This window comes from Enterobacter cloacae complex sp. IR5384 (genome assembly GCF_049237265.1).
In the GTDB taxonomy this organism is placed as follows: domain Bacteria; phylum Pseudomonadota; class Gammaproteobacteria; order Enterobacterales; family Enterobacteriaceae; genus Enterobacter; species Enterobacter cloacae.
Genome location: NZ_JBMKHJ010000001.1, coordinates 374,417 through 398,050 on the forward strand (window position 1 = coordinate 374,417; position 23,634 = coordinate 398,050).

Here is a 23,634-nt window from a genome sequence, read left to right on the forward strand (position 1 = left end):
GGCACATTCCACTGCCCTACCCCTTAATCCTCGGATCCAGCGCATCGCGCAGCCCACCCCCAGCAGGTTGAACGCCAGCACGGTCAGGAAAATCGCCAGACTCGGGAATATCGCCACGTGTGGCGCAATCACCATATCTGCCCTCGCCTCGTTGAGCATCGCGCCCCACTCCGGCGTCGGTGGCTGGGCCCCTAATCCCAGAAACGACAGGCTGGCGGCGGAAATTATCGACACGCCGATACGCATCGTAAAATAGACCACAATCGACGACACCGTACCCGGCAGAATATGGCTGAACAGGATGTTGGCGTCGCTGGCCCCCATACTGCGGGCGGATTCAATAAAGGTCTGCTGCTTCAGTACCAGCGTATTGCCGCGCACCAGACGGGCAAACGCCGGGATCGAAAAGACCGCGACGGCGATGATGACGTTTGCCATGCCGCTGCCCATAATGGCGACAACCGCAATTGCCAGCAAAATGCCGGGGAAGGCAAACAGCACGTCGCAAATGCGCATTATGATCCGGTCCCACCAGCCCTCGTAATACCCTGCCACCAGGCCCAGAACGGTACCGATGACCGCACCGATAAGCACCGCAAACACCCCGGCGGCGAGCGATATCTGCGCGCCCATCAGCACGCGGCTAAAAATATCGCGTCCCAGAGAGTCCACGCCGAACCAGTGCATCATCGACGGTCCGTCATTCAGGCGGTCGTAATCAAAGTAGTTTTCCGCATCATACGGTGCCACCCACGGCGCAATGGCGGCCACCACAATCAGCAGCAGTACAAACAGCCCCGCCGTCATGGCAACAGGCTGGCGACGAAAGCGCCGCCAGAATTCAAACCATGGGGTGCGGATATGGTCCGGCTTCAGCCCCGGCATAGCGTTTACAATGGCCTGACGACGCCAGTTCAACAATCGCATCTTACTTATACCTGATGGCCGGATTAATGGCGGCGTACAGCACATCCACCACTAAATTGATAAGAATAAATTCCAGCGAGAAGAGCAGAACTTCCGCCTGAATGACCGGATAGTCGCGCATCTCGACCGAATCCACCAGCAGGCGCCCCAGCCCCGGCCAGTTGAAGACCTTTTCCACCACGATAGAGCCCCCCAGCAGGAAGCCGAACTGCAGCCCCATCATGGTCACCACCGGGATCATCGCGTTGCGAAAACCGTGCTTGAGGATGACCCACTTCTCGCTCACCCCTTTCGCCCGTGCGGTACGGATGTAATCTTCACTCAACACGTCAACGAACGACGCGCGTGTGAAGCGCGCCATCACCGCAGATACGGCCGCGCCCAGCGTCATGGACGGCAGGATGTAGTGCTTCCAGGTATCGGCCCCGACGGTGGGCAACCAGCCCAGCTCCACGGAGAAAATCTGCATCAGGAGCATCCCCAGCGCAAAAGCCGGGAAAGAGATCCCGGTCACCGCCAGCGCCATGCCGAGCTTGTCCGGCCAGCGGTTGCGCCAGACGGCAGCGACAATCCCGGCGCCAAGCCCAAACACCATCGCCCAGCACATGCTGGCAATCGTTAACCAGAACGTAGGCATAAAGCGGCTGGCAATCTCTTCCGATACCGGGCGACGCGACACCATCGAGATACCAAAATCGCCCTGCAGCACGTTGCAAATATAATGGAGAAACTGCATGTACAGAGGCTGGTCGAGACCAAGCTGTTTGCGCACCAGTTCAATGACGGTGGCATCCGCCTCTGGCCCGGCCACCAGACGCGCCGGATCGCCCGGCAGCAGATGGACAAACAAAAACACCAGTACCGCCACAATCAGCAGCGTCGGGATAAGCCCCAGCAGGCGTTTACAAACATAATTGAGCATGAGTGTTATTTTAAATCCGCATCGTCAAAGCTAAAGCCCGTATCCGGCATGATGTAAAACCCGGTCAACGCTTTGTTATGCGCCGAAACCAGTTTTTCCACCACCAGCGGTACCCACGGCGACTCTTTCCAGATGATATCCTGTGCGTCTTTGTAGAGGCGCGCTTTCTCATCCGGTTTGGTGGTTTTCAGCGCATCGGCAAGATCTTTATCCACCTGTGGGTTGCTGTAGAACGCCGTGTTGAACAGGGTCGGCGGCCAGTTCTGTGAGGCGAACAGCGGCGACAGCGCCCAGTCAGCCTCACCGGTAGAGGCCGACCAGCCGGTGTAGAACATCCGCACGCCGCTCTCTTTCTGCCCTTTCCCTTCCACTTCTGCCGCACGCTGTCCGGCATCCATCGCGGTGACCTGCACCTTAATACCGACCTGCGCCAGCTGCTGCTGGGTAAACTGCAGCACCTTCTGCGCGGTACTGTGATTATGGGATGACCATAGCGTGGTGCTAAAGCCGTTCGGGAAGCCCGCCTCTTTTAACAGTTCACGGGCTTTCGCCGGATCGTATGGCCACGGCTGATAGCTTTGCGCATAGGCAATAGCCGGTGGCAGCACGCCGGTGGCCGGGGTGGCGAAGCCCGCGAAGGCCACTTTCACCAGCGCCTGACGGTTAATCGCGTAGTTGATGGCCTCGCGCACTTTGGGATTATCAAACGGCTTTTGCGTCACGTTCATGCTGATGTAACGCTGCATAATGGACGGACTGGCCACCAGCTCCAGCTTGCTGTTCTTCTGCAGGATCGCCGCCTGCTCGTACGGGATCGGGAAGGCAAACTGCGCTTCGCCGGTTTGCAGCATCGCCGCGCGGGTGTTGTTATCCACCACCGGACGCCAGGTGATGGTGTCGAGCTTCGGCAGCCCCTGCTGCCAGTAGCCGGCGAATTTCTTCACCTTTACAAAGTCCGTCTGGTTCCAGGTCACCAGCTCATACGGGCCGGTACCGACCGGATGGAACCCAATCTCTTTCCCGTATTTTTTCAGGGCCGCAGGCGAGATCATCGCCGTCGCCGGATGCGCCAGAATATTAATAAAGGCCGAGAACGGCTCTTTCAGGGTAATTTTTACCGTTGTCGGATCGACGGCCTCGGTGCTGGCAATATTTTTATAGAGGTTATAGCGCTTGAGGCTGTTTTCCGGGTTGCTGGCGCGGTCGAGGTTAACCTTCACCGCCTCCGCGTTGAAATCGGTGCCATCCTGGAACTTCACGCCGGTTCTGAGCTTAATGGTATAGACCAGGCCGTCATCCGAGACGGTGTACCCCTCCGCCAGCACATTTTTCAGCTTCATCTCTCTGTCCAGGCCAAACAGCCCCTGGTAGAACGATTTGGCGACCGCCTGCGACAGCGTATCGTTGGCGTCATAGGGATCAAGGGTGGTGAAATTGGAGCCGACGGCAACCACCACATCTTTGGCAGCGAACGCGGGAGAGGCGGCCAGGGCTGCCGTCACGCTCGCGGCTAACAGCCATGTACGAGCAACAAATTTAACCATTGTGTTCTCCTGCCTGTTGTACGTTATAACCGCGAAAATGCATTGTCCTGACGCGGAGGGGCAACAAAATGTCCGGGGCCCACTTCACGCAGCGTGACCCGCTCCATGACCTCACCCCGTTTACGAATATTGCTCGGCATCTCATCCTGCAGCAGCACGCGCTGCCCGTGACGGTGTTCGGGATCGGCAACCGGTACTGCAGACATCAGCTTACGGGTGTACGGGTGCTGCGGGTTCTCAAACACCGCCCGTCGCGGACCAATCTCGACGATTTGCCCCAGATACATCACCGCCACGCGATGGCTGATGCGCTCCACCACCGCCATGTCGTGGGAAATAAAGAGAAAGGCAATCCCCAGATCCCGCTGTAAGTCGAGCAATAAATTGATGATTTGCGCGCGGATAGAGACATCCAGCGCCGAGACAGATTCGTCTGCGATCACCACTTTTGGGTTGAGGGCCAGCGCGCGGGCAATACAAATTCGCTGCCGCTGACCGCCGGAAAACTCATGCGGGTAACGCCAGGCATGTTCCGGCTTCAGACCCACGCGTTCCAGCAGCCACGCTACCCGACGCTGTGCGGCTTCGCCGTCGAGCAGGTTATGCACCCGCAGCGGCTCCATAATCGAATACCCCACCGTATGGCGCGGGTCCAGAGACGCATACGGATCCTGAAAAATAAACTGGATATTCCGCCTCACCGCCTGAAGCTTACTGTCAGGAAGGGTGTCGATACGTTCGCCGTTAAAGGTAATGCTCCCTTCCTGCGACTCCACCAGCCGAAGTAACGCGCGTCCGGTGGTGGATTTGCCGCAGCCCGACTCCCCCACCAGCGCCAGCGTTTCGCCTGGCCATAAATCAAAACTGACATTTTCAACCGCGTGCACTTCACGCTTTACGCGGTTGAAAATGCCGCTGCGCAGAGGAAAACGGGTCACCAGATCCCGCACCTCAAGAATGGGCTTGCCGGGGACCACGGTGTCCTGCTCGGTTTCCTCTTCCTGGCGGCCCGCCGCCTCAAGGGAAATCAGCGGGAAACGGCGCGGAAGATCGCTGCCGTTCATCGCTCCCAGACGCGGAACCGCCGCCAGCAGCGCTTTGGTGTAAGGGTGGGCGGGCGCATGGAAAATCTGCTCTACCGTGCCGGTTTCTACCGCCCTGCCCTGGTGCATCACCAGCACGCGATCGGCAATATCCGCGACCACGCCCATATCGTGGGTGATAAACATCACCCCCATCTCCATCTCCTGCTGCAGCACTTTGATAAGCTGCAGGATCTGCGCCTGAATGGTGACATCCAGCGCTGTCGTCGGCTCGTCCGCAATCAATACCGCCGGACGGCACGAGAGCGCCATGGCAATCATCACCCGCTGACGCATCCCGCCGGAAAGCTGATGCGGATAGCGGCCGAGTATGGACTGCGACTCCGGGATACGTACCAGCTCCAGCATCCGTTTGGCTTCCAGAAGGGCTTCATCGCCGCTCAGCCCCTGATGCAGGCGGATGGATTCGGCAATTTGCTCTCCAACCGGGAAGACCGGGTTCAGCGAGGTCATCGGCTCCTGGAAGATCATCGCGATATCCGCCCCGCGCACGCCCTGCATCTGTGCTGCGCTCAGCTCGTTTAAATCAATGACCTGACGATTGCGACGGCGCAGAAGCATCTTCTCGCTGCTAATTTGCCCGCCCGTCTGTTCCAGCAGGCGCATCAGCGCCAGCGCGGTGACCGATTTCCCGGAGCCGGACTCCCCCACAATCGCCAGCGTTTCGCCGCGGTTGAGTGAGAACGATAAATTCTCTACTGCGGGGATGAACTGCCGCTCCTCCTGAAACGCAATATTCAGCTGATGGACAGCCAGCACTTCGCGGTTATCCAGCTCTTCACTGTGCGGCACGCGTTGCCCCCTTATTCACGATAGATCCCGGTGCTGGGTTCATCACCGGCATAGCCCCAGGCGCGGTACATCCCTTCGCTGTTGAACGGCAGGGCTACGTTACCCTCACGGTCCACCGCAATGAGTCCACCCTCACCGCCCAGCGCGGGCAACTTTTCCATAACCACACGCTCGCAGGCCTCACTCAGGCTGAGCCCGCCGTAATCCATCAGGGCGGTAATGTCATATGCGGCGAGCGCGCGAATAAACACTTCGCCGGTTCCGGTGCAGGAGACCGCCGCCGTGGCGTTATTGGCATAGCACCCGGCGCCCGGCAGCGGACTGTCGCCAACCCGGCCAGGTAGCTTGTTGGTCATACCGCCGGTTGAGGTGGCCGCCGCCAGATTACCGGCCTTATCAAGCGCCACTGCGCCAACCGTGCCCATTTTGGTGGTTTCATTGAGCGGTGAGGAGTGGTCCAGCTGGGTCATGCCCGCCGTACGGGCTGCCAGCAGCTGCTGGTAGCGCTCGTCAGTGGAAAAAAGATCCGGCGATACCCGCTCCATCCCGTGAGCGAAGGCAAAGTTCTCCGCCCCAACGCCCGTCAGCAGCACATGAGGACTCTCTTCCATCACCAGTCGCGCCGCCAGAATCGGGTTGCGCAGATGGCTCACGCCCGCCACTGCCCCTGCTTTCAGGGTGACGCCATCCATCACGCAGGCATCCAGCTCGTGCGTCTCGTCACGCGTATACACGGAACCTATCCCCGCATTGAACAGCGGACACTCTTCCAGCAGACGTACCGCTTCGGTCACCACATCCAGCGCGCTTTCGCCCGCCTCCAGCATTCGCTGTCCCGTTTCGACAATGGCGTAGAGCGCATCAATGTAGCGCTTCTCCTGCTCAGGACTGAGCTGTGCACGGGTAATAGCCCCGGCGCCGCCATGAATTGCGATTACCGCATTAACCATTTCGCCTCACCTGTCAGCCTGCATGGCGGCTTTTTCTATAAATATCATTATCGTTGATGATTCTTCAGATAATTTTTGAATATAGAAAGACGCAACTGCGATGTAAAGGGTACTCATGGTGGGTCATACAGTTAGCCGCACTTTTCTGCCATAATGAGCGCTTTCGTTGTTACTGTGCTGGAGCCCACCATGGATTTTACCGCCGGACTGATGCCGCTTGAGACGGCACTCACGCAGATGCTTGACCGACTTTCCCCGCTGCACGACGTAGAGACGCTGCCGCTGGCGCGCTGTTTTGGTCGTATTGCCGCACGCGACATCATTTCCCCGCTTAACGTGCCGGGGTTTGATAACTCAGCGATGGACGGTTACGCGGTACGCCTGGCGGATCTCCAGACGGGTCAGGCGCTGCCTGTCGCAGGAAAAGCCTTCGCCGGTCAACCGTTTGACGGAGAATGGCCTGTGGGCACTTGCGTGCGCATCATGACCGGCGCGCCGGTTCCCGCAGGCTGCGATGCGGTAGTGATGCAGGAAGAGACCGAACAGACCGCTGACGGCGTGCGCTTTACCGCCAGCGTCAAAGCAGGCCAGAACATCCGCCGCACCGGCGAAGATATTGCTCTTGGCGCAACGGTATTCGCTGCGGGGCAAAAGCTGACGGTGGGCGAACTGCCGGTGCTGGCCTCGCTCGGTATCGCGGACATTGAGGTGATCCGTCAGGTGCGCGTCGCGCTCTTTTCTACCGGTGACGAATTGCAGCTTCCGGGCCAGCCGCTGCAGGACGGGCAGATTTACGACACCAACCGTCTGGCGGTACACCTGATGCTGGAACAGCTGGGCTGTGAGGTGATCAACCTTGGCATTATTCCTGATGACCCGGAAAAACTGCGCGCCGCCTTTATTGAGGCAGACAACGCGGCCGACGTGGTGATCAGCTCCGGCGGTGTTTCGGTGGGTGAGGCGGATTACACCAAAACCATCCTGGAAGAGCTGGGTGAAATCGCCTTCTGGAAGCTGGCCATCAAGCCGGGCAAACCGTTCGCTTTTGGCAAGCTTCAGCACAGCTGGTTCTGCGGCCTGCCGGGTAACCCGGTCTCTGCCGCCCTGACCTTCTACCAGCTGGTGATCCCGCTGCTGGCGAAGCTTTCGGGCAACCGTGCCAATCCGCTGCCGGTACGCCAGCGCGTGCGTGCCGCTACGCGCCTTAAGAAATCCCCCGGTCGTCTTGATTTCCAGCGCGGTATTCTGACGCGCAACGCGGAGGGCGAGCTGGAGGTGAGCACCACCGGCCATCAGGGCTCGCACATTTTCAGCTCCTTCAGCCAGGGCAACTGCTTTATCGTGCTGGAGCGCGAGCGTGGCAATGTGGAAGCAGGCGAATGGGTTGAGGTGGAGCGCTTTAACCACCTGTTCGGAGGCTGAGATGGCGGCGGAACTGAGCGATGAAGAGATGATGCGCTATAACCGCCAGATTGTGCTGCGCGGTTTTGATTTTGATGGCCAGGAAGCGCTCAAGGCGGCCAGCGTGTTGGTCGTCGGCCTGGGCGGACTGGGCTGCGCCGCCGCGCAATACCTCGCCGCGGCGGGTGTGGGCAAGATGACGCTGCTGGACTTTGATACCGTGTCGGTGTCAAATCTGCAGCGCCAGACGCTGCACAGCGATGCGACACTCGGCCAGCCGAAGGTAGACTCTGCCCGCGCAGCGTTAACGCGCATCAACCCTCACGTTCAGTTCACCCCGATTAACACGATGCTGGATGACGAGGCGTTATACGCGCAAATCGCAAAGCACGATCTGGTGCTGGACTGTACTGATAATGTCGCCATCCGCAACCAGCTAAACGCCGGCTGTTTTACCCACAAAACGCCGCTGGTTTCTGGCGCGGCAATCCGCATGGAAGGACAGATCAGCGTCTTTACCTATGCTGAAGGCGAACCGTGTTATCGCTGTCTGAGCCGCCTGTTTGGTGAGAATGCGCTCACCTGCGTCGAGGCGGGCGTGATGGCGCCGTTAGTCGGCGTGATCGGGTCACTGCAGGCGATGGAAGCGATCAAAGTGCTGACCCGTTACGGTACGCCAGCGGCGGGGAAAATTGTGATGTATGACGCAATGACCTGCCAGTTCCGCGAGATGAAGCTGATGCGTAATCCGGGGTGTGAGGTGTGCAGCGGTTAAACCTCGTTGCGGCCTGATGCCCTCACCCCGGCCCTCTCCCACCGGGAGAGGGAGATAACGCGTCAGAGAGTTGTCCGTCCAAACGCCCCCTGCCAGTCCTGCTCAAACTTCACGATCGCCGCATCCACCGCCGGAGAGGTAATAAACTGCTGCGCCACGTCCAGCGGCAGCGTGATGGACTCACAGCCGGCCAGCAGGCAATCCAGCGCCTGACGCGGGGTTTTGAAGCTCGCCGCCAGCACTTTTGATTGCGGGGCATGCAGCGTCAGCAACTGCTGTAATTCCACAACGGTCTGGATCCCGTCTCCGCCCTGCGCATCCACGCGGTTAACGTAAGGCGCGACATACTCTGCCCCCGCCAGCGCGGACAACATCCCCTGTGCGGCACCATATACCGCGGTCCCCAGCGTCGGGATCCCTTCTGCTTTAAGCATTTTGATCGCCGCCAGCCCTTCCGCCGTCACCGGCACTTTCACCACCAGGTCGTTAATGATGGAACGTAGCTTACGCGCATCGTCCACCATGCCTTCGGCGGTCGTGGCCATCACCTGCGCGAACAGACGGCCTTTGCCACCCAGCGCGTCGTGCAGTTCTGGCAGCAGAACCTCAAGCGGCGTTTTGCCTGCCGCCACAATGCTGGGGTTGGTGGTTACGCCCGCCAGCGGGAAGATACGTGCGAGCTTTTTCACTGCCGCAACGTCAGAAGTGTCGAGATAAAGTTCCATGATGTCGCCCTCAATTTTAGCCTGCACTTACCCTATCACGACAAAACCTGCTCAGGAGTTGACCTGCATCAAGATAACTTTCATTCGAAAGTAATCTAATCTTCATATGCAAGATGAGAGGCAAAATCATGATCTTCAATATTCAGCGTTACTCTACCCACGATGGCCCCGGGATCCGTACCGTGGTGTTCCTGAAAGGCTGCTCGCTGGGCTGTCGCTGGTGCCAGAACCCGGAAAGCCGGGCCCGCACGCGGGACGTGCTGTTTGATGCACGTCTTTGCCTGGACGGCTGCGATCTGTGCCAGCAGGCGGCACCGGGCTGTATCGAACGTGCGCTGAACGGGCTGGTCATCCACCGTGAGAAACTAGACGAACAGACGCTTAACGCCCTTACCGACTGCTGCCCGACACAGGCGCTCACCGTATGTGGTGAAGAACGTCAGGTGGAGGAGATCATGGCGACCGTCCTGCGCGATAAGCCGTTTTACGACCGCAGCGGCGGCGGAATCACCCTCTCCGGCGGCGAGCCGTTTATGAACCCCGATCTGGCACTGGCGCTGTTTAAAGCCAGCCATGAACAGGGTATTCATACCGCCGTCGAAACCTGCCTTCACGTGCCGTGGCACTATATCGCGCCTTCACTACCGTATGTCGATCTGTTCCTCGCCGACCTGAAGCATGTGGATGCAGAGGTGTTCAAACAGTGGACGGACGGCTCGGCAAAACGCATCCTGGACAACCTGAAACGCCTGGCGGCGGCCGGGAAAAAAATCATCATTCGCGTGCCGCTGATCCCGGGCTTTAACGCCGATGAAGCCTCTGTTACCGCCATTACCAATTTCGCCGCCGACGAACTGAACGTTCGCGACATTCACTTTCTGCCGTATCACACGCTGGGCATGAACAAATACACCCTGCTCGGCCAACCCTACTCTGCCCCTGACAAACCGCTGGATAACCCTGCGCTACTGGACTTTGCACAGCAGTATGCCTGCCAGAAAGGGTTAACCGCGACCTTACGAGGATAAAACGATGACTACCCTGAATCTCAACACCCTCAGCGAGCGCATTAAAGCGCACAAAATGGCCCTGGTGCATATCGTGAAGCCGCCGGTCTGTACCGAGCGCGCGCAGCACTACACTGAAATGTACCAGCAGCATATGGATAAACCGATCCCGGTGCGTCGCGCGCTGGCGCTGGCGCATCATCTCGCGCAGCGCACCATCTGGATCAAACACGATGAGCTGATCGTCGGTAACCAGGCAAGCGAAGTGCGCGCCGCGCCGATCTTCCCGGAATATACCGTCTCCTGGATTGAGAAAGAGATTGACGATCTGGCGGACCGTCCCGGCGCGGGCTTTGCGGTCAGCGAAGAGAATAAGCGCGTTCTGCATGAGATCTGCCCGTGGTGGCGCGGCCAGACGGTACAGGATCGCTGTTACGGCATGTTCACCGACGAGCAGAAAAGCCTGCTGGAAACCGGCATTATCAAAGCCGAAGGCAACATGACCTCCGGCGATGCCCACCTGGCGGTGAACTTCCCGCTGGTGCTGGAAAAAGGGCTCGACGGCCTGCGCGCTAAAGTGGCCGAGCGCCGCTCGCGCATCAACCTGACGGTGCTGGACGACCTGCACGGCGATCAGTTCCTGAAAGCGATTGATATCGTGCTGGAGGCGGTAAGTCTGCATATCGAACGTTTCGCTGCCCTGGCACGTGAAATGGCGGCTACCGAATCCCGTGTCAGCCGCCGCGACGAGCTGCTGGCGATAGCGGAAAACTGTGACGCAATTGCCCATGAACCGCCAAAAACCTTCTGGCAGGCGCTGCAGCTGTGCTACTTCATTCAGCTTATCCTGCAGATTGAGTCCAACGGCCACTCCGTTTCGTTCGCCCGCATGGATCAGTATCTCTACCCGTACTACCGTCGCGACGTAGAGCTGAACCAGAGCCTCGACCGCGAGCACGCCATCGAGCTGCTCCACAGCTGCTGGCTGAAGTTGCTGGAAGTGAACAAGATCCGCTCCGGCTCGCACTCCAAAGCCTCCGCAGGCAGCCCGCTGTACCAGAACGTCACCATCGGCGGTCAGAAGCTGGTCAACGGTGAGCCAATGGACGCCGTCAACCCGCTCTCTTACGCGATTCTGGAGTCCTGCGGTCGTCTGCGCTCCACCCAGCCAAACCTGAGCGTGCGTTATCACGCAGGGATGAGCAACGACTTCCTCGACGCCTGCGTGCAGGTCATACGCTGCGGCTTCGGCATGCCAGCGTTCAACAACGATGAAATCGTGATCCCGGAATTCATCAAGCTCGGCGTAGAAAAAGAAGATGCGTACGACTATGCCGCCATCGGCTGCATCGAAACCGCCGTTGGCGGCAAATGGGGCTACCGCTGCACCGGCATGAGCTTTATTAACTTCGCCCGCGTGATGCTCGCCGCGCTGGAAGGCGGCCGCGACGCCACCAGCGGGAAAGTATTCCTGCCGCAGGAGAAAGCGCTCTCTGCCGGTAACTTCGGCAATTTTGACGAGGTGATGACGGCCTGGGATACCCAGATCCGCTATTACACCCGTAAATCCATCGAGATTGAGTATGTCGTGGACACCATGCTGGAAGAGAATGTCCACGATATCCTCTGCTCGGCGCTGGTGGATGACTGCATCGAGCGGGCGAAAAGCATCAAGCAGGGCGGCGCGAAGTATGACTGGGTCTCCGGCCTGCAGGTGGGGATTGCCAACCTCGGTAACAGCCTGGCGGCGGTGAAGAAACTGGTGTTCGAGCAGGGCGTCATCGGTCAGCAGCAGCTGGCGGCGGCGCTGGCGGATGACTTCGACGGGCTGACGCACGAGCAGCTGCGTCAGCGTCTTATCAACGGTGCGCCGAAGTACGGCAACGATGACGACAGTGTGGACATGCTGCTGACCCGTGCTTATCAGACCTACATTGACGAGCTGAAGCAGTATCACAACCCGCGTTACGGCCGTGGCCCCATTGGCGGTAACTACTACGCGGGCACATCCTCCATCTCCGCAAACGTGCCGTTTGGTGCAGCGACAATGGCGACTCCGGACGGACGCAAAGCGCACACCCCGCTGGCGGAAGGCGCCAGTCCGGCCTCCGGTACCGATCACCTCGGTCCAACGGCGGTAATCGGCTCCGTGGGTAAATTGCCGACCGAAGCGATTCTTGGCGGCGTGCTGTTAAACCAGAAGCTGAACCCGTCGACGCTGGAAAACGACAGCGACCGTCAAAAGCTGATGGTGCTGCTGCGTACCTTCTTCGAGGTGCATAAAGGCTGGCATATTCAGTACAACATCGTTTCACGCGAAACACTGCTGGACGCGAAGAAACACCCGGACCAGTACCGTGACCTGGTGGTACGCGTCGCAGGCTACTCGGCGTTCTTCACCGCCCTGTCGCCGGATGCACAGGACGATATCATTGCGCGTACGGAGCATACGCTGTAAAAAAAACGCCCGGTGGCGCTGCGCTTACCGGGCCTACAATTCTCCCCGTAGGCCGGGTAAGGCGAAGCCGCCACCCGGCTTTTCTACTTTCATTCGAAATTAAATTTGTGCTCTCCGTCACCTTGTTATTAGAATGTTTCAAAACGCAGTGACCCAGGAGCACAGTATGACCGTTAAAGTTATCGTCACCGATATGGACGGAACTTTCCTTGATGATGCCAAGCAGTACGATCGTGACCGCTTTCAGGCACAGTTTGAGCAGCTTAAAGCCCGTAATATTGAATTTGTTGTCGCCAGCGGTAACCAGTATTACCAGCTCATCTCCTTCTTCCCGGAACTGAAAGATCAGATCTCCTTCGTGGCGGAAAACGGTGCGCTGGTCTTCGATCACGGTGAACAAATTTTCCACGGCGAGCTGACGCGTCATGAGTCGCAAATCGTTATTGGCGAACTGCTGAAAGACAAAGGGCTGAACTTTGTGGCCTGCGGTCTCGACAGCGCTTACGTCAGCGACCAGGCCCCGGAGGCGTTCGTGGCGCTGATGTCAAAGCACTATCACCGCTTAAAGCGTATCAGCGACTACCGCGACATTAACGACGTGTTGTTTAAGTTCTCCCTGAACCTGCCGGACAGCGATATCCCGAATCTGGTCGATAAACTGCATGTCTCCCTGGACGGCATTATGAAGCCTGTCACCAGCGGCTTTGGTTTTGTCGATTTGATTATCCCCGGCCTGCACAAAGCCAATGGCATCAGCCGTCTGCTGAAACGCTGGAAAGTCTCCCCGCAGGAGTGCGTGGGTATTGGCGACAGCGGCAATGACGCGGAGATGCTGAAGCTGGTGAAATACTCCTTTGCAATGGGCAACGCGGCCGAAAGCATCAGAGACGTAAGCCGCCACAGCACCGACGACAACAACCACCAGGGCGCGCTGAACGTTATTCAGGCGGTGCTGGATCACCACTCCCCGTTCGACGCCTGATTCCCTTCCTGCCGGAGCCGCGCTCCGGCCCCCCTTACTCTTTTTCCATCCTGTGCTACCCGTCAACTTTTTAAACTTGCATTAACCAATTTTTAACTTAAAGTATCACTTGTAGACATTTTTACTTTCGAATGAAAGATGCGAGGCAGTTATGACGTTTACCAGTGAAACTTTGCCGGCGGATCACAAAGCCGCAATCCGTGAGATGAAGCGCGAGCTACGGGCGCAAATCGGCGATGTGCAGGCGGTGTTCGATAAGCTCAGCGATACCATCGCGACCCGCGTGGCGGAAATTAACGCCCTGAAAAACAAAGGCGAGCCCGTCTGGCCGGTGATCCCGTTTGCGGATGTGAAAGATGGCACCATCACATCCGCGCAGCGCGAGGCGATCAAACGCCGGGGTTGCGCGGTAATAAAAGGTCATTTCCCGCGCGAGCAGGCGCTGGCATGGGATCAGTCGATGCTCGACTACCTCGATCTCAACCAGTTTGATGAAGTCTATAAAGGGCCCGGCGATAACTTCTTTGGTACCTTAACGGCGTCTCGCCCGGAGATTTACCCTATCTACTGGTCACAGGCGCAAATGCAGGCGCGCCAGAGTGAAGAGATGGCGCAGGTGCAGTCGTTTCTGAACCGTCTGTGGACATTCGAGAGCAACGGCAAACAGTGGTTCGACCCGGACGTCAGCGTGATTTACCCGGATCGCATCCGCCGTCGTCCACCGGGCACCACCTCGAAAGGGCTGGGCGCGCATACCGATTCCGGTGCGCTGGAGCGCTGGCTGCTGCCCGCCTATCAGCAGGTTTTCGCCCGCGTCTTTGATGGCAACGTAGAGAAATACGATCCGTGGAATGCTGCGCACCGTACTGAAGTGGAAGAGTACACCGTGGATAACACCACCAAATGTTCGGTGTTCCGCACCTTCCAGGGCTGGACGGCGCTGTCGGACATGATCCCGGGCCAGGGGCTGCTGCACGTGGTGCCAATCCCGGAAGCGATGGCTTATATTCTGCTGCGTCCGCTGCTGGATGACGTGCCGGAGGACGAACTGTGCGGCGTCGCGCCGGGGCGCGTTCTGCCGGTGTCAGAGAAATGGCACCCGCTGCTTATCGAAGCGCTCACCAGCATTCCGGCACTAGAGGCGGGCGATTCGGTGTGGTGGCACTGCGATGTGATCCACTCCGTCGCGCCGGTTGAGGATCAACAGGGCTGGGGCAACGTGATGTACATTCCTGCCGCGCCGATGTGCGAGAAGAACCTCGCCTACGCGAAGAAGGTGAAAGCGGCGCTGGAAACCGGGGCATCACCGGGTGATTTCCCGCGCGAGGATTATGAAAAAACCTGGCAGGATCGCTTTACCGTGGCCGATCTCAATATCCACGGCAAGCGTGCGCTGGGCATGGCTTAACTGTCGTACAGCCCTTCCCGCTCAACGGCGGTGCGTCGTTTCCCCTGACGTATCCGCCGGACCGATTCCCGTACGGTCAGGGTGCCGTTAAGCAATAGCGTGCCTGACGGCGCCTCCGGGCGCATCAGCCGCTGCTGGAGCATATGTACCGCTTCGGTGCCCAGCTCATCACGCGGGACATGTACCGCGGTTAACGGTACATCCTGAATGGCCGCCAGATTGAAGCCGTCAATGCTCATCACCGAAATATCCTGCGGCACGCGTAACCCCTGTTTTTGCAGGGCGCTGATGGTGCCCGCCGCCATAAAGTCACCACCCACCAGAAATGCAGTCGGCAAGTCTTTCCCCTGCATGCGGCTCAGCCAGTCGGTGACCAGCTGCTCTGTTTCGCGAGCGCTGAAGCTCGGCGCCACCAGCAAATCGCGTTTATCGTTGAACTTCAGGTTGTGCGACTGCCATGCGTCGCGGATCCCCGCAAGACGCAGCTCCATGGTGTAACGCCGCAGGCACAACACATTCATCACCTCACGGTGTCCCATTTCAAACAGATAGTCCGCCGCCCGCTCGCCAATGGCCCGATGGTCCGGCGCGACGGCAGGCAGGCGCATATGCCGGTCGCGGCAGTTAATCAGCATGCAGGGTTTACCGACATCCACTGCCAGGTCGTGGATATGCGGATCGTCAATGCCGAGGAGGATGGCGGCCTGGGTGTCCGGCTCGTTCATTCGCGCCAGAAACTGCTGGGCGTCGCTGTCGTTCTCCTCCAGCGCGCAGTAACGCAGGCGAACATCGTACGAGGCCAGGCCTTTGCTTACGCTCTGGATCACACGGTAGTAAAAGATGTCAGACCGCTCGTCAAAGGCGCGCTGTGGGGCGAAGACAACGAGACTGTTGAGCAGCAAACGGCCCGCAGCCATTCCGTCCAGCCCCCCCAGCTCGCGTGCGCATGCCAGCACCTTCGCACGTGCTTTTTCACTGGTATTCGCCTTCCCGGCAAGGACCCGCGAAACGGTGCTGATGGAGAGCTGAGTCCGGGCCGCGATTTCGGTGATTTTTAGCCTTTTGTCCATTTTGTGATCTGGCTCCATTTGCGAAATGACAAAATTTTCATAGCGTGGATATCAGGCAATAGCTGATGTCAAAGCCATGATGCCAAATGATGTCGCTCAGTTATGAGAAATTTTGCACAAAATCCACTATTGCCCTCTCATTTTCTCCCTTAAGGTGAACTTGTCACACAACTTCCATACTAGTTGTATAGCAACTTGAAGCGGTAAAACAGATAACAATCAACGTCATAAACCTGTGTGACACCTGAACCTCCGTCCCCTTACCGTCCGTCTTGTGGAGAGTAAAATGAGTCAGGACATTAATAACACCGTTGCGGCAAGCAAAACCCGTCGCGTCATTAAAAACCTGCGCTGGTATGTGCTGGTGCTGTTCTTACTTGGCGTCACCGTTAACTACATCACCCGAAACTCACTCGGGATCCTCGCCCCGGAACTGAAAGAGAGCCTCGGGATCACCACCGAGCAGTACTCCTGGATCGTCGGGGCATTCCAGATCGCCTACACCATTTTCCAGCCTCTGTGCGGCTGGCTGATCGACGTGATCGGCCTGAAGATTGGCTTTATGATTTGCGCCGGGATCTGGGCGCTGATGTGTATTTTCCACGCGGGTGCCGGGAGCTGGCTGCACCTTGCCATCCTGCGCTTCTTTATGGGGGCTTCTGAAGCCGCCGCCACGCCCGCAAACGCCAAAACCATTGGTGAATGGTTCCCGAAATCGGAACGTCCTGTGGCAGCCGGCTGGGCCGGTGTGGGCTTCTCCATTGGCGCGATGCTGGCTCCGCCTATCATCTACTTCGCGCACGCCTCGTTTGGCTGGCAGGGCGCGTTTATGTTCACCGGCGTGCTGGCGCTGCTGTGGGTGATCCTGTGGTGGGCGTTCTACCACAATCCTGAGCAGCACCCGAACCTGAGCAAAGACGAGCTGGCGTTTATCAAGCAGGATAACGAACCGCCTGCGGTAAAACTGCCCTTCCTGACCGCACTGAAAACCGTCTCAAAAAACAAACGCTTCTACGGTATCGCCATCCCGGCCTTTATGGCGGAACCGGCCTGGGCGGTACTGAGTTTCTGGGTGCCGCTGTATCTCGCCAAAGAGCACGGCATGGATCTGAAGCAGATCGCGATGTTTGCCTGGCTGCCGTTCCTGGCCGCCGATCTCGGCAGCGTGGCGAGCGGTTACCTCACCCGTCTGTATACCCGCCTGTTTGGCTGCTCCCGCGTCAACTCCGTGGTGGCAAGCTCCGTCACCGGCGCGTTCCTGATGATCTCTCTGGCCGTCGTCGCCATTACCCGCGACCCGTACATCACCATCGTGCTGATCTCCATCGGCGGTTTCGGGCATCAGATCATCTCCTGCATGCTCAGCGCCCTGGTGGTGGAGTCGTTCGATAAAGGCCAGATGGCGACCGTTAACGGTATGCGCGGCTCGGCGGCGTGGATCGCCAGCTTCCTGTTCTCGCTGTTGATTGGTGTGACCGCCGACAAAATCGGCTTCAACCCGCTCTTTATTGCCATGGGTTTCTTTGACCTGATTGGCGCTGTTTTCCTGGTGGCATTTATTGCTGAACGTCGCGCCAAGCGCGCCTGATAGTGGATGTATTGCATATGAAAACCCTGAAAAACTGGACCGTCGATAAGCAGTCGGCCAACCATCTGGAACTGCTGGTGGATAACCAGCACCGCCTGTGCCTGTATGTGCTGGAAGAGAACCTGTTCCGCGTACTGATCAAACGTAAAGGTGAACTGGCGCTGGACCGCACCTGGAGCATCGCTCCGGAAGAAGATGTGCCGTGGGAAGGCCGTCGTCGCGACGATCTGAGCGGCTTCACCTGCCCTGCCTGGACGCTAAGCCAGCAGGATGAGGGGCTGACAATTGCTACCGAACAGCTGCGTGTGACCGTTCATCAGCCGCTGTGGCTGGAGTGGCATTATCGCAATGACGCTGGTGAGTGGCAGCCGCTGGTCAATGACCGTCCGACCAGCGCCTATCTGCTGAACGCTCACGGCGACGGGGTGGCACACTACCTGAGCCGTCGCAAGGACGAGCGTTTTTACGGCCTGGGTGAGAAAGCGGGCGACCTGCAGCGCAACGGTAAGCGCTTCGAGATGCGCAACCTCGACGCCATGGGCTACAACGCGGCCAGCACCGACCCGCTGTACAAACACATCCCGTTTACCCTTACCCGCCGCGATGACGTGAGTTACGGCCTGTTCTACGACAACCTGAGCAGCTGCTGGCTGGATCTGGGCAACGAGATTGATAACTACCACACCGCCTACCGTCGCTGGCAGGCGGAAGCGGGTGATATCGATTACTACCTCTTTACCGGCAAACGGGTGCTGGATGTCACCAAAGCCTTTGTGCGCCTGACCGGGAAAACGCTGTTCGGGCCGAAATGGAGCCTGGGCTACAGCGGGTCGACCATGCACTACACCGACGCGCCGGACGCACAAAACCAACTGATGAACTTTATTCGCCTGTGCGAAGAGCATGCGATCCCGTGCGACTCGTTCCAGCTCTCATCGGGTTATACCTCGATCAACGGCAAGCGCTATGTCTTTAACTGGAACTACGACAAAGTGCCGCAACCGAAGGTGATGACCCAGGCATTCCACGACGCGGGGCTGCGGCTGGCGGCAAATATCAAGCCGTGCCTGCTGCAGGACCACCCGCGCTATAGCGAAGTGGCGGAAAACGGCCTGTTCATTCGTGATTCAGAAACCGACGCACCAGAACGCTCCAGCTTCTGGGATGACGAAGGTTCCCACCTCGACTTTACCAACCCGCAGACGGTGAAATGGTGGCAGGAAGGAGTCACCACGCAGCTGCTGGAGATGGGGATCGACTCCACCTGGAACGATAACAACGAATACGAAGTGTGGGACGGCGAAGCGCGCTGCCATGGTTTTGGCAAGGAGATCGCCATCAAACACATCCGCCCGGTGATGCCGCTGCTGATGATGCGCGCCTCGCTGGAAGCGCAGCAGCGGTTTGCCCCGGAAAAGCGCCCGTATCTGATCTCCCGTTCCGGCTGCGCCGGGATGCAACGTTACGTTCAGACCTGGAGCGGCGATAACCGCACCAACTGGGAAACCCTGCGCTATAACATCCGCATGGGGCTGGGTATGAGCCTGTCCGGGCTGTTTAACGTTGGTCATGACGTGGGCGGTTTTTCTGGCGACAAACCCGACGCCGAGCTGTTTGTCCGCTGGGTGCAGAACGGCGTGATGCACCCGCGCTTTACCATTCACTCGTGGAACGATGACCACACGGTGAACGAGCCGTGGATGTATCCGGGCGTCACCCCCGCTATTCGCGGTGCCATTGAGCTGCGCTATCGTCTGCTGCCGTATCTCTACACCCTGCTCTGGCAGGCGCATGCCGATGACGAACCGATGCTGCGCCCAACCTTCCTCGACCACGAACACGATGCGCAGACCTTTGAAGAGTGCGACGAGTTCCTGCTGGGCCGGGACCTGCTGGTGGCAAGCGTGGTGGAGGCCGGACAGCGAGAGCGCCGTCTCTGGCTGCCGGATAACGAAACCGGCTGGTACGATTTTTACACACACGCGTGGTACGCGGGCGGGCAGTGGATCGCTCTGGATGCACCGCTGGAAAAACTGCCGCTGCTGGTGCGCGCCGGTGCCGGTCTGCCGCTCAGCGAACGCATCACTCACGTCAGCGCGGAAAAAGACGACACCCGCGAGCTGAAGCTGTTCCCGGTCAAAGGCGTGGGCACCAGCACCGGTCTGCTGTTTGAAGATGACGGTGAAAGCTGGGGCTATCAGAACGGCAATGCGCTGTGGGTAGAGTGGGAAATGGTGTGCGATGGGGCAACCATCAATTTGAAGATCACTGCGCGCGGAGATTATCGTCCGGCGTGGAAAGCACTGAAGGTGTCATTACCGGCGGGGGAAAAACGCAGGCTGCTTGTGAATGGGATTGAAGGGAGTGAGTGGGTGATGTAGTGCGGCCTGATGCCCTCACCCTAACCCTCTTCCACGGGGAGAGGGAACAGAACGTAGGCCGGGTAAGGCGAAGCCGCCACCCGGCTTTTTTTTTAGTTCTCGATACCTTTGCTGCGCAGATAATCTTCGTAGTTACCGGTGAAGTCCACCACGCGCTCTGGCGTAATTTCAATCACGCGGGTTGCCAGCGAGCTGACGAACTCACGGTCGTGAGAAACGAAGATCAGGGTGCCCTGATACATCTCCAGCGCCATGTTCAGCGATTCAATAGATTCCATATCCAGGTGGTTGGTCGGTTCGTCCATCACCAGAATGTTCGGTTTTTCCATCATCAGCTTGCCGAACAGCATACGGCCCTTCTCTCCACCGGAGAGCACTTTGGCAGGCTTCTTGATGTCGTCCTGGCTGAACAGCAGACGCCCCAGAATACTGCGCACCGCCTGCTCATCGTCCCCTTCCTGCTTCCACTGGCTCATCCAGTCGAAGACGGTCAGGTCGTTTTCAAATTCATACTCGTGATCCTGCGCGTAATAACCAATTTGCGCGTTTTCGGACCATTTCACGCTCCCGTTGTCCGGCTGCAGTTCGCCGACCAGGGTTTTCAGCATGGTGGATTTACCCACGCCGTTGGCACCCAGAATGGCGATCTTCTCGCCCACTTCCAGCAGCAGGTTGAAGTTTTTAAACAGCGGGCCTTCATCAAAACCTTTGGTAAGGGCTTCCACTTCCAGCGCGTTACGGAACAGTTTCTTGTCCTGCTCGAAACGGATGAACGGGTTCTGACGGCTGGAAGCTTTAACCTCTTCCAGTTTGATTTTGTCAATCTGGCGGGCACGCGATGTTGCCTGACGGGATTTAGAGGCGTTGGCGCTAAAGCGACTGACAAAGGATTGCAGGTCCGCAATCTGCGCTTTCTTCTTGGCGTTATCCGCCAGCAGACGTTCACGCGCCTGGGTGGCCGCCGTCATGTATTCGTCGTAGTTGCCCGGGTAAACACGCAGCTCACCGTAGTCCAGATCCGCCATGTGCGTACACACCATGTTCAGGAAGTGACGGTCGTGCGAGATGATGATCATGGTGCTGTCACGGTCGTTGAGCGTCTGCTCCAGCCAGCGGATGGTGTCGATGTCCAGGTTGTTCGTTGGTTCATCGAGCAGCAGAATGTCCGGGTTAGAGAACAGTGCCTGCGCCAGCAGCACACGCAGCTTCCAGCCGGGTGCCACTTCGCTCATTGGGCCGTAATGCTGTTCGACCGGAATGCCCACGCCCAGCAGCAGCTCGCCCGCACGCGCTTCTGCAGAATAACCGTCCATTTCGCCGTATTGCGTCTCCAGATCGGCCACTTTGTAGCCATCTTCTTCGCTCATTTCGGCCAGCGCATAGATACGGTCGCGCTCCTGCTTCACTTCCCACAGCTCCGCGTGCCCCATGATCACGGTGTCGAGCACGGTGAACTCTTCAAAGGCGAACTGATCCTGACGCAGTTTACCGATGCGCTCGTTGGGATCGAGCGACACGTTGCCGAGCGTCGGCTCCAGGTCACCGCCGAGGATCTTCATAAAGGTGGATTTACCGCTACCGTTGGCACCAATCAGGCCGTAACGGTTGCCGCCGCCAAATTTGACGGAAATGTTTTCGAACAGCGGCTTACTGCCAAACTGCATAGTGACGTTGCTGGTAACTAACACGGGGAGATTCCTGCGAAAAGTGTGATAAACACGGCATTATGCCACAATTCCGAATTGAGATCCTGTGTTGCGACGCTCCGCTAAACTTTAACAAAATCGAAAAAAATGTGATTTCGTACACATCTGAATTCCCTGTTAGCGGGAATGCACATATAATGCGCTCCCATCACAGATTCAGACTTATCAACTCACGCCTGAATGGCTTAGATACCTCGCACAACATGAACATGAAATTAACAACGCTTTTTGCGGCGGCGTTAGCCGTAGTAGGTTTTTGCAAAACCGCTTCTGCGGTGACTTATCCGCTGCCGACAGACGGTAGCCGTCTGGTGGGTCAAAACCAGGTGGTGACGGTGCCTGAGGGTAACACTCAGCCGCTGGAGTATTTCGCAGCACAGTATCAGCTGGGCCTGTCTAACATGCTGGAAGCGAACCCGGGCGTTGACCCATACCTGCCAAAAGCAGGTACCGTTCTCAACATCCCTCAGCAGCTGATCCTGCCGGATACCGTTCATGAAGGTATCGTGATTAACAGCGCGGAGATGCGTCTGTATTACTACCCGAAAGGCACTAACACGGTAATCGTGCTGCCAATCGGTATCGGTCAGTTGGGTAAAGATACCCCGCTGAACTGGACCACCAAAGTCGAACGTAAGAAAGCAGGCCCAACCTGGACCCCAACGGCGAAAATGCACGCGGAATACATCGCGGCAGGTGAACCGCTGCCAGCCGTGGTTCCGGCAGGCCCGGATAACCCAATGGGTCTGTACGCCCTGTACATCGGCCGCCTGTACGCCATCCACGGTACCAACGCTAACTTCGGTATCGGCCTGCGCGTAAGCCACGGCTGCGTGCGTCTGCGTAACGACGACATCAAATTCCTGTTCGAAAACGTGCCGGTAGGTACCCGCGTCCAGTTCATCAACGAACCGGTTAAAGCGACCTCTGAGCCGGATGGCAGCCGTTACATTGAAGTGCACAACCCGCTGTCCACCAGCGAAGACCAGATCAACAATAACGAAATCGTGCCGATTACGCTGACCAGCGCGGTGCAGTCCGTGACCTCTCAGCCGGACGTGGAAACGACTATCGTTGACCAGGCTGTGCAGAACCGTTCCGGTATGCCGGTGCGTTTGAACTAATCGCGATACAGCGAAAAAAGCGGGCTTCGATGCCCGCTTTTTTTTATCCGTTATTCACGATCACAATCCCGCCGTGGTCGTAACGATAATGACAGTGCGCATACTCCAGCGGTGTGCCATCTTCCAGATAGATCACCTGCTCCACCTCCAGCACCGGGTCGCTCTCCTCGCAGACCAGATGCTGCATATCCAGCGCATTCGGCTTTAGCGCCCGCACCACGCGGTACGATCCCATAATTTTCAGCCCCAGCGTCTCCTGCACATAGCGAAACACCGAGCTTTCAAGATGACTTTTGTTCAGGCCGGGCACCAGGTTGAGCGGCATTACGGTCGCGTCCAGCGACATGGGCTCACCATTAAGCAAACGCAGACGAATGAAGTCATAGACCGGCGTATCGGCATTGATCATCAGCGAGGCCTGCTCTTTTTCGTTCGGGAAGCGCAGTTCAAAATGCACCACCTGGCTCGTTACCGTGCCCAGATGCTCCCAGGTTTTGGTCGCGCCAAAGTAGTCGCTGCCGGAGAGATCCCACTGCGACAGCTGAAGGAAGTTTTTGCGGATGAACGTCCCCTGCCCCTGACGGGTATATACCAGCCCTTCAACGATCAGCTGACGCATGGCCTGCTGAATGGTCATCCGGCTGGTATTGAACTCCGCCGCCAGCGCAAACTGGTCCGGCAGGGGTTCATTGGCGGCATACTGCTGGCTGATGATGCGTTTTTTGATTTCACGCGCTATGGTGATGTACTTCGCCGCCATCGTCCTTCCTT

16 protein-coding genes and 2 pseudogenes are annotated in these 23,634 nt (G+C 58.0%); 9 read left to right on the forward strand and 9 right to left on the reverse strand.

All coding sequences use genetic code 11. The features are described 5' to 3' along the window. Nucleotides 1-16 precede the first annotated feature (16 nt). The 5 genes and pseudogenes from gsiD to iaaA form a co-directional block, all read right to left on the reverse strand. A pseudogene (gene gsiD / locus ACOTX3_RS01870) lies at nucleotides 17-927 on the reverse strand (glutathione ABC transporter permease GsiD). Nucleotide 928: 1 nt separating this feature from the next. Continuing rightward, nucleotides 929-1,849, reverse strand: a complete 921-nt coding sequence (gene gsiC / locus ACOTX3_RS01875) for a glutathione ABC transporter permease GsiC (protein WP_038984941.1) — start codon at nucleotides 1,847-1,849, stop codon at nucleotides 929-931. Between the two features lie 5 nt (nucleotides 1,850-1,854). After that, entirely contained in the window at nucleotides 1,855-3,393 is a 1,539-nt protein-coding gene (gsiB, locus tag ACOTX3_RS01880; RefSeq protein WP_013097435.1) for a glutathione ABC transporter substrate-binding protein GsiB, read from the reverse strand. A 23-nt stretch (nucleotides 3,394-3,416) separates the two neighbouring features. Further along, nucleotides 3,417-5,288: a glutathione ABC transporter ATP-binding protein GsiA gene (gene gsiA / locus ACOTX3_RS01885; protein WP_040020707.1), complete on the reverse strand. Its 1,872-nt coding sequence runs from the start codon at nucleotides 5,286-5,288 to the stop codon at nucleotides 3,417-3,419. Further along, a pseudogene (iaaA, locus tag ACOTX3_RS01890) lies at nucleotides 5,275-6,238 on the reverse strand (beta-aspartyl-peptidase). The gene gsiA and the pseudogene iaaA overlap by 14 nt, the downstream one beginning before the upstream one ends. 189 nt (nucleotides 6,239-6,427) lie before the next feature. Between iaaA and moeA the strand changes: the two are divergent. After that, nucleotides 6,428-7,660: a molybdopterin molybdotransferase MoeA gene (gene moeA, locus ACOTX3_RS01895; protein ID WP_058679299.1), complete on the forward strand. Its 1,233-nt coding sequence runs from the start codon at nucleotides 6,428-6,430 to the stop codon at nucleotides 7,658-7,660. A gap of 1 nt (nucleotide 7,661) precedes the next feature. Next, the gene (gene moeB, locus ACOTX3_RS01900) at nucleotides 7,662-8,414 is read left to right on the forward strand and encodes a molybdopterin-synthase adenylyltransferase MoeB (protein ID WP_040020704.1); all 753 of its coding nucleotides are present in this window, start codon (nucleotides 7,662-7,664) and stop codon (nucleotides 8,412-8,414) included. Nucleotides 8,415-8,476: 62 nt separating this feature from the next. Here moeB and fsa read toward each other — a convergent pair whose 3' ends face one another. Then, nucleotides 8,477-9,139: a fructose-6-phosphate aldolase gene (fsa, locus tag ACOTX3_RS01905; protein WP_040020717.1), complete on the reverse strand. Its 663-nt coding sequence runs from the start codon at nucleotides 9,137-9,139 to the stop codon at nucleotides 8,477-8,479. A 128-nt stretch (nucleotides 9,140-9,267) separates the two neighbouring features. Here fsa and ACOTX3_RS01910 point away from each other — a divergent pair, with 128 nt between their 5' ends. The 4 genes from ACOTX3_RS01910 to ACOTX3_RS01925 all read left to right on the forward strand — a co-directional run bounded on the left by ACOTX3_RS01910 (nucleotide 9,268) and on the right by ACOTX3_RS01925 (nucleotide 14,994). Next, nucleotides 9,268-10,167, forward strand: coding sequence for a glycyl-radical enzyme activating protein (locus ACOTX3_RS01910; protein ID WP_045295694.1), 900 nt, complete (start codon nucleotides 9,268-9,270; stop codon nucleotides 10,165-10,167). A gap of 4 nt (nucleotides 10,168-10,171) precedes the next feature. Further along, nucleotides 10,172-12,604 (forward strand): formate C-acetyltransferase/glycerol dehydratase family glycyl radical enzyme, encoded by a 2,433-nt coding sequence (locus ACOTX3_RS01915; RefSeq protein WP_045901360.1) that lies wholly within the window; start codon nucleotides 10,172-10,174, stop codon nucleotides 12,602-12,604. Nucleotides 12,605-12,770: 166 nt separating this feature from the next. Beyond that, nucleotides 12,771-13,586, forward strand: coding sequence for a Cof-type HAD-IIB family hydrolase (locus ACOTX3_RS01920; protein WP_058679300.1), 816 nt, complete (start codon nucleotides 12,771-12,773; stop codon nucleotides 13,584-13,586). Nucleotides 13,587-13,737: 151 nt separating this feature from the next. Then, nucleotides 13,738-14,994, forward strand: coding sequence for a DUF1479 domain-containing protein (locus ACOTX3_RS01925; RefSeq protein ID WP_013097444.1), 1,257 nt, complete (start codon nucleotides 13,738-13,740; stop codon nucleotides 14,992-14,994). On the opposite strand, the gene ACOTX3_RS01930 is transcribed toward ACOTX3_RS01925, so the two are convergent. Then, nucleotides 14,991-16,064, reverse strand: coding sequence for a LacI family DNA-binding transcriptional regulator (locus ACOTX3_RS01930; RefSeq protein WP_127869219.1), 1,074 nt, complete (start codon nucleotides 16,062-16,064; stop codon nucleotides 14,991-14,993). The genes ACOTX3_RS01925 and ACOTX3_RS01930 overlap by 4 nt on opposite strands. Nucleotides 16,065-16,350: 286 nt before the next feature. Between ACOTX3_RS01930 and ACOTX3_RS01935 the strand changes: the two genes are divergently transcribed. Both ACOTX3_RS01935 and ACOTX3_RS01940 read left to right on the forward strand, forming a co-directional pair. Then, a complete protein-coding gene (locus ACOTX3_RS01935) occupies nucleotides 16,351-17,652 on the forward strand; it encodes an MFS transporter (protein WP_023621974.1) in 1,302 nt (433 codons plus the stop codon). A 17-nt stretch (nucleotides 17,653-17,669) separates the two neighbouring features. Further along, nucleotides 17,670-20,033, forward strand: a complete 2,364-nt coding sequence (locus tag ACOTX3_RS01940; protein WP_058679302.1) for a TIM-barrel domain-containing protein — start codon at nucleotides 17,670-17,672, stop codon at nucleotides 20,031-20,033. Nucleotides 20,034-20,125: 92 nt separating this feature from the next. Here the strand turns inward: ACOTX3_RS01940 and ACOTX3_RS01945 are convergent, their stop codons facing one another. Next, a complete protein-coding gene (locus ACOTX3_RS01945) occupies nucleotides 20,126-21,721 on the reverse strand; it encodes an ABC-F family ATPase (protein ID WP_013097447.1) in 1,596 nt (531 codons plus the stop codon). Between the two features lie 221 nt (nucleotides 21,722-21,942). Here ACOTX3_RS01945 and ldtB point away from each other — a divergent pair, with 221 nt between their 5' ends. After that, a complete protein-coding gene (gene ldtB / locus ACOTX3_RS01950; protein ID WP_020689864.1) occupies nucleotides 21,943-22,863 on the forward strand; it encodes a L,D-transpeptidase in 921 nt (306 codons plus the stop codon). A 43-nt stretch (nucleotides 22,864-22,906) separates the two neighbouring features. Here ldtB and ACOTX3_RS01955 read toward each other — a convergent pair whose 3' ends face one another. Further along, nucleotides 22,907-23,623: a GntR family transcriptional regulator gene (locus tag ACOTX3_RS01955; protein ID WP_013097449.1), complete on the reverse strand. Its 717-nt coding sequence runs from the start codon at nucleotides 23,621-23,623 to the stop codon at nucleotides 22,907-22,909. Between the last annotated feature and the right edge of the window lie 11 nt (nucleotides 23,624-23,634).

Coding starts and splice junctions, on each gene's coding strand:
- gsiC (WP_038984941.1), bottom strand. CDS start 1,849: ATGCTCAATTATGTTTGTAAACGCCTGCTGGGGCTTATCCCGACGCTG.
- gsiB (WP_013097435.1), bottom strand. CDS start 3,393: ATGGTTAAATTTGTTGCTCGTACATGGCTGTTAGCCGCGAGCGTGACG.
- moeB (WP_040020704.1), top strand. CDS start 7,662: ATGGCGGCGGAACTGAGCGATGAAGAGATGATGCGCTATAACCGCCAG.
- ACOTX3_RS01940 (WP_058679302.1), top strand. CDS start 17,670: ATGAAAACCCTGAAAAACTGGACCGTCGATAAGCAGTCGGCCAACCAT.
- ACOTX3_RS01910 (WP_045295694.1), top strand. CDS start 9,268: ATGATCTTCAATATTCAGCGTTACTCTACCCACGATGGCCCCGGGATC.
- ACOTX3_RS01935 (WP_023621974.1), top strand. CDS start 16,351: ATGAGTCAGGACATTAATAACACCGTTGCGGCAAGCAAAACCCGTCGC.
- ACOTX3_RS01955 (WP_013097449.1), bottom strand. CDS start 23,623: ATGGCGGCGAAGTACATCACCATAGCGCGTGAAATCAAAAAACGCATC.
- ldtB (WP_020689864.1), top strand. CDS start 21,943: ATGAACATGAAATTAACAACGCTTTTTGCGGCGGCGTTAGCCGTAGTA.
- ACOTX3_RS01925 (WP_013097444.1), top strand. CDS start 13,738: ATGACGTTTACCAGTGAAACTTTGCCGGCGGATCACAAAGCCGCAATC.
- ACOTX3_RS01920 (WP_058679300.1), top strand. CDS start 12,771: ATGACCGTTAAAGTTATCGTCACCGATATGGACGGAACTTTCCTTGAT.
- ACOTX3_RS01915 (WP_045901360.1), top strand. CDS start 10,172: ATGACTACCCTGAATCTCAACACCCTCAGCGAGCGCATTAAAGCGCAC.
- fsa (WP_040020717.1), bottom strand. CDS start 9,139: ATGGAACTTTATCTCGACACTTCTGACGTTGCGGCAGTGAAAAAGCTC.
- ACOTX3_RS01930 (WP_127869219.1), bottom strand. CDS start 16,064: ATGGACAAAAGGCTAAAAATCACCGAAATCGCGGCCCGGACTCAGCTC.
- moeA (WP_058679299.1), top strand. CDS start 6,428: ATGGATTTTACCGCCGGACTGATGCCGCTTGAGACGGCACTCACGCAG.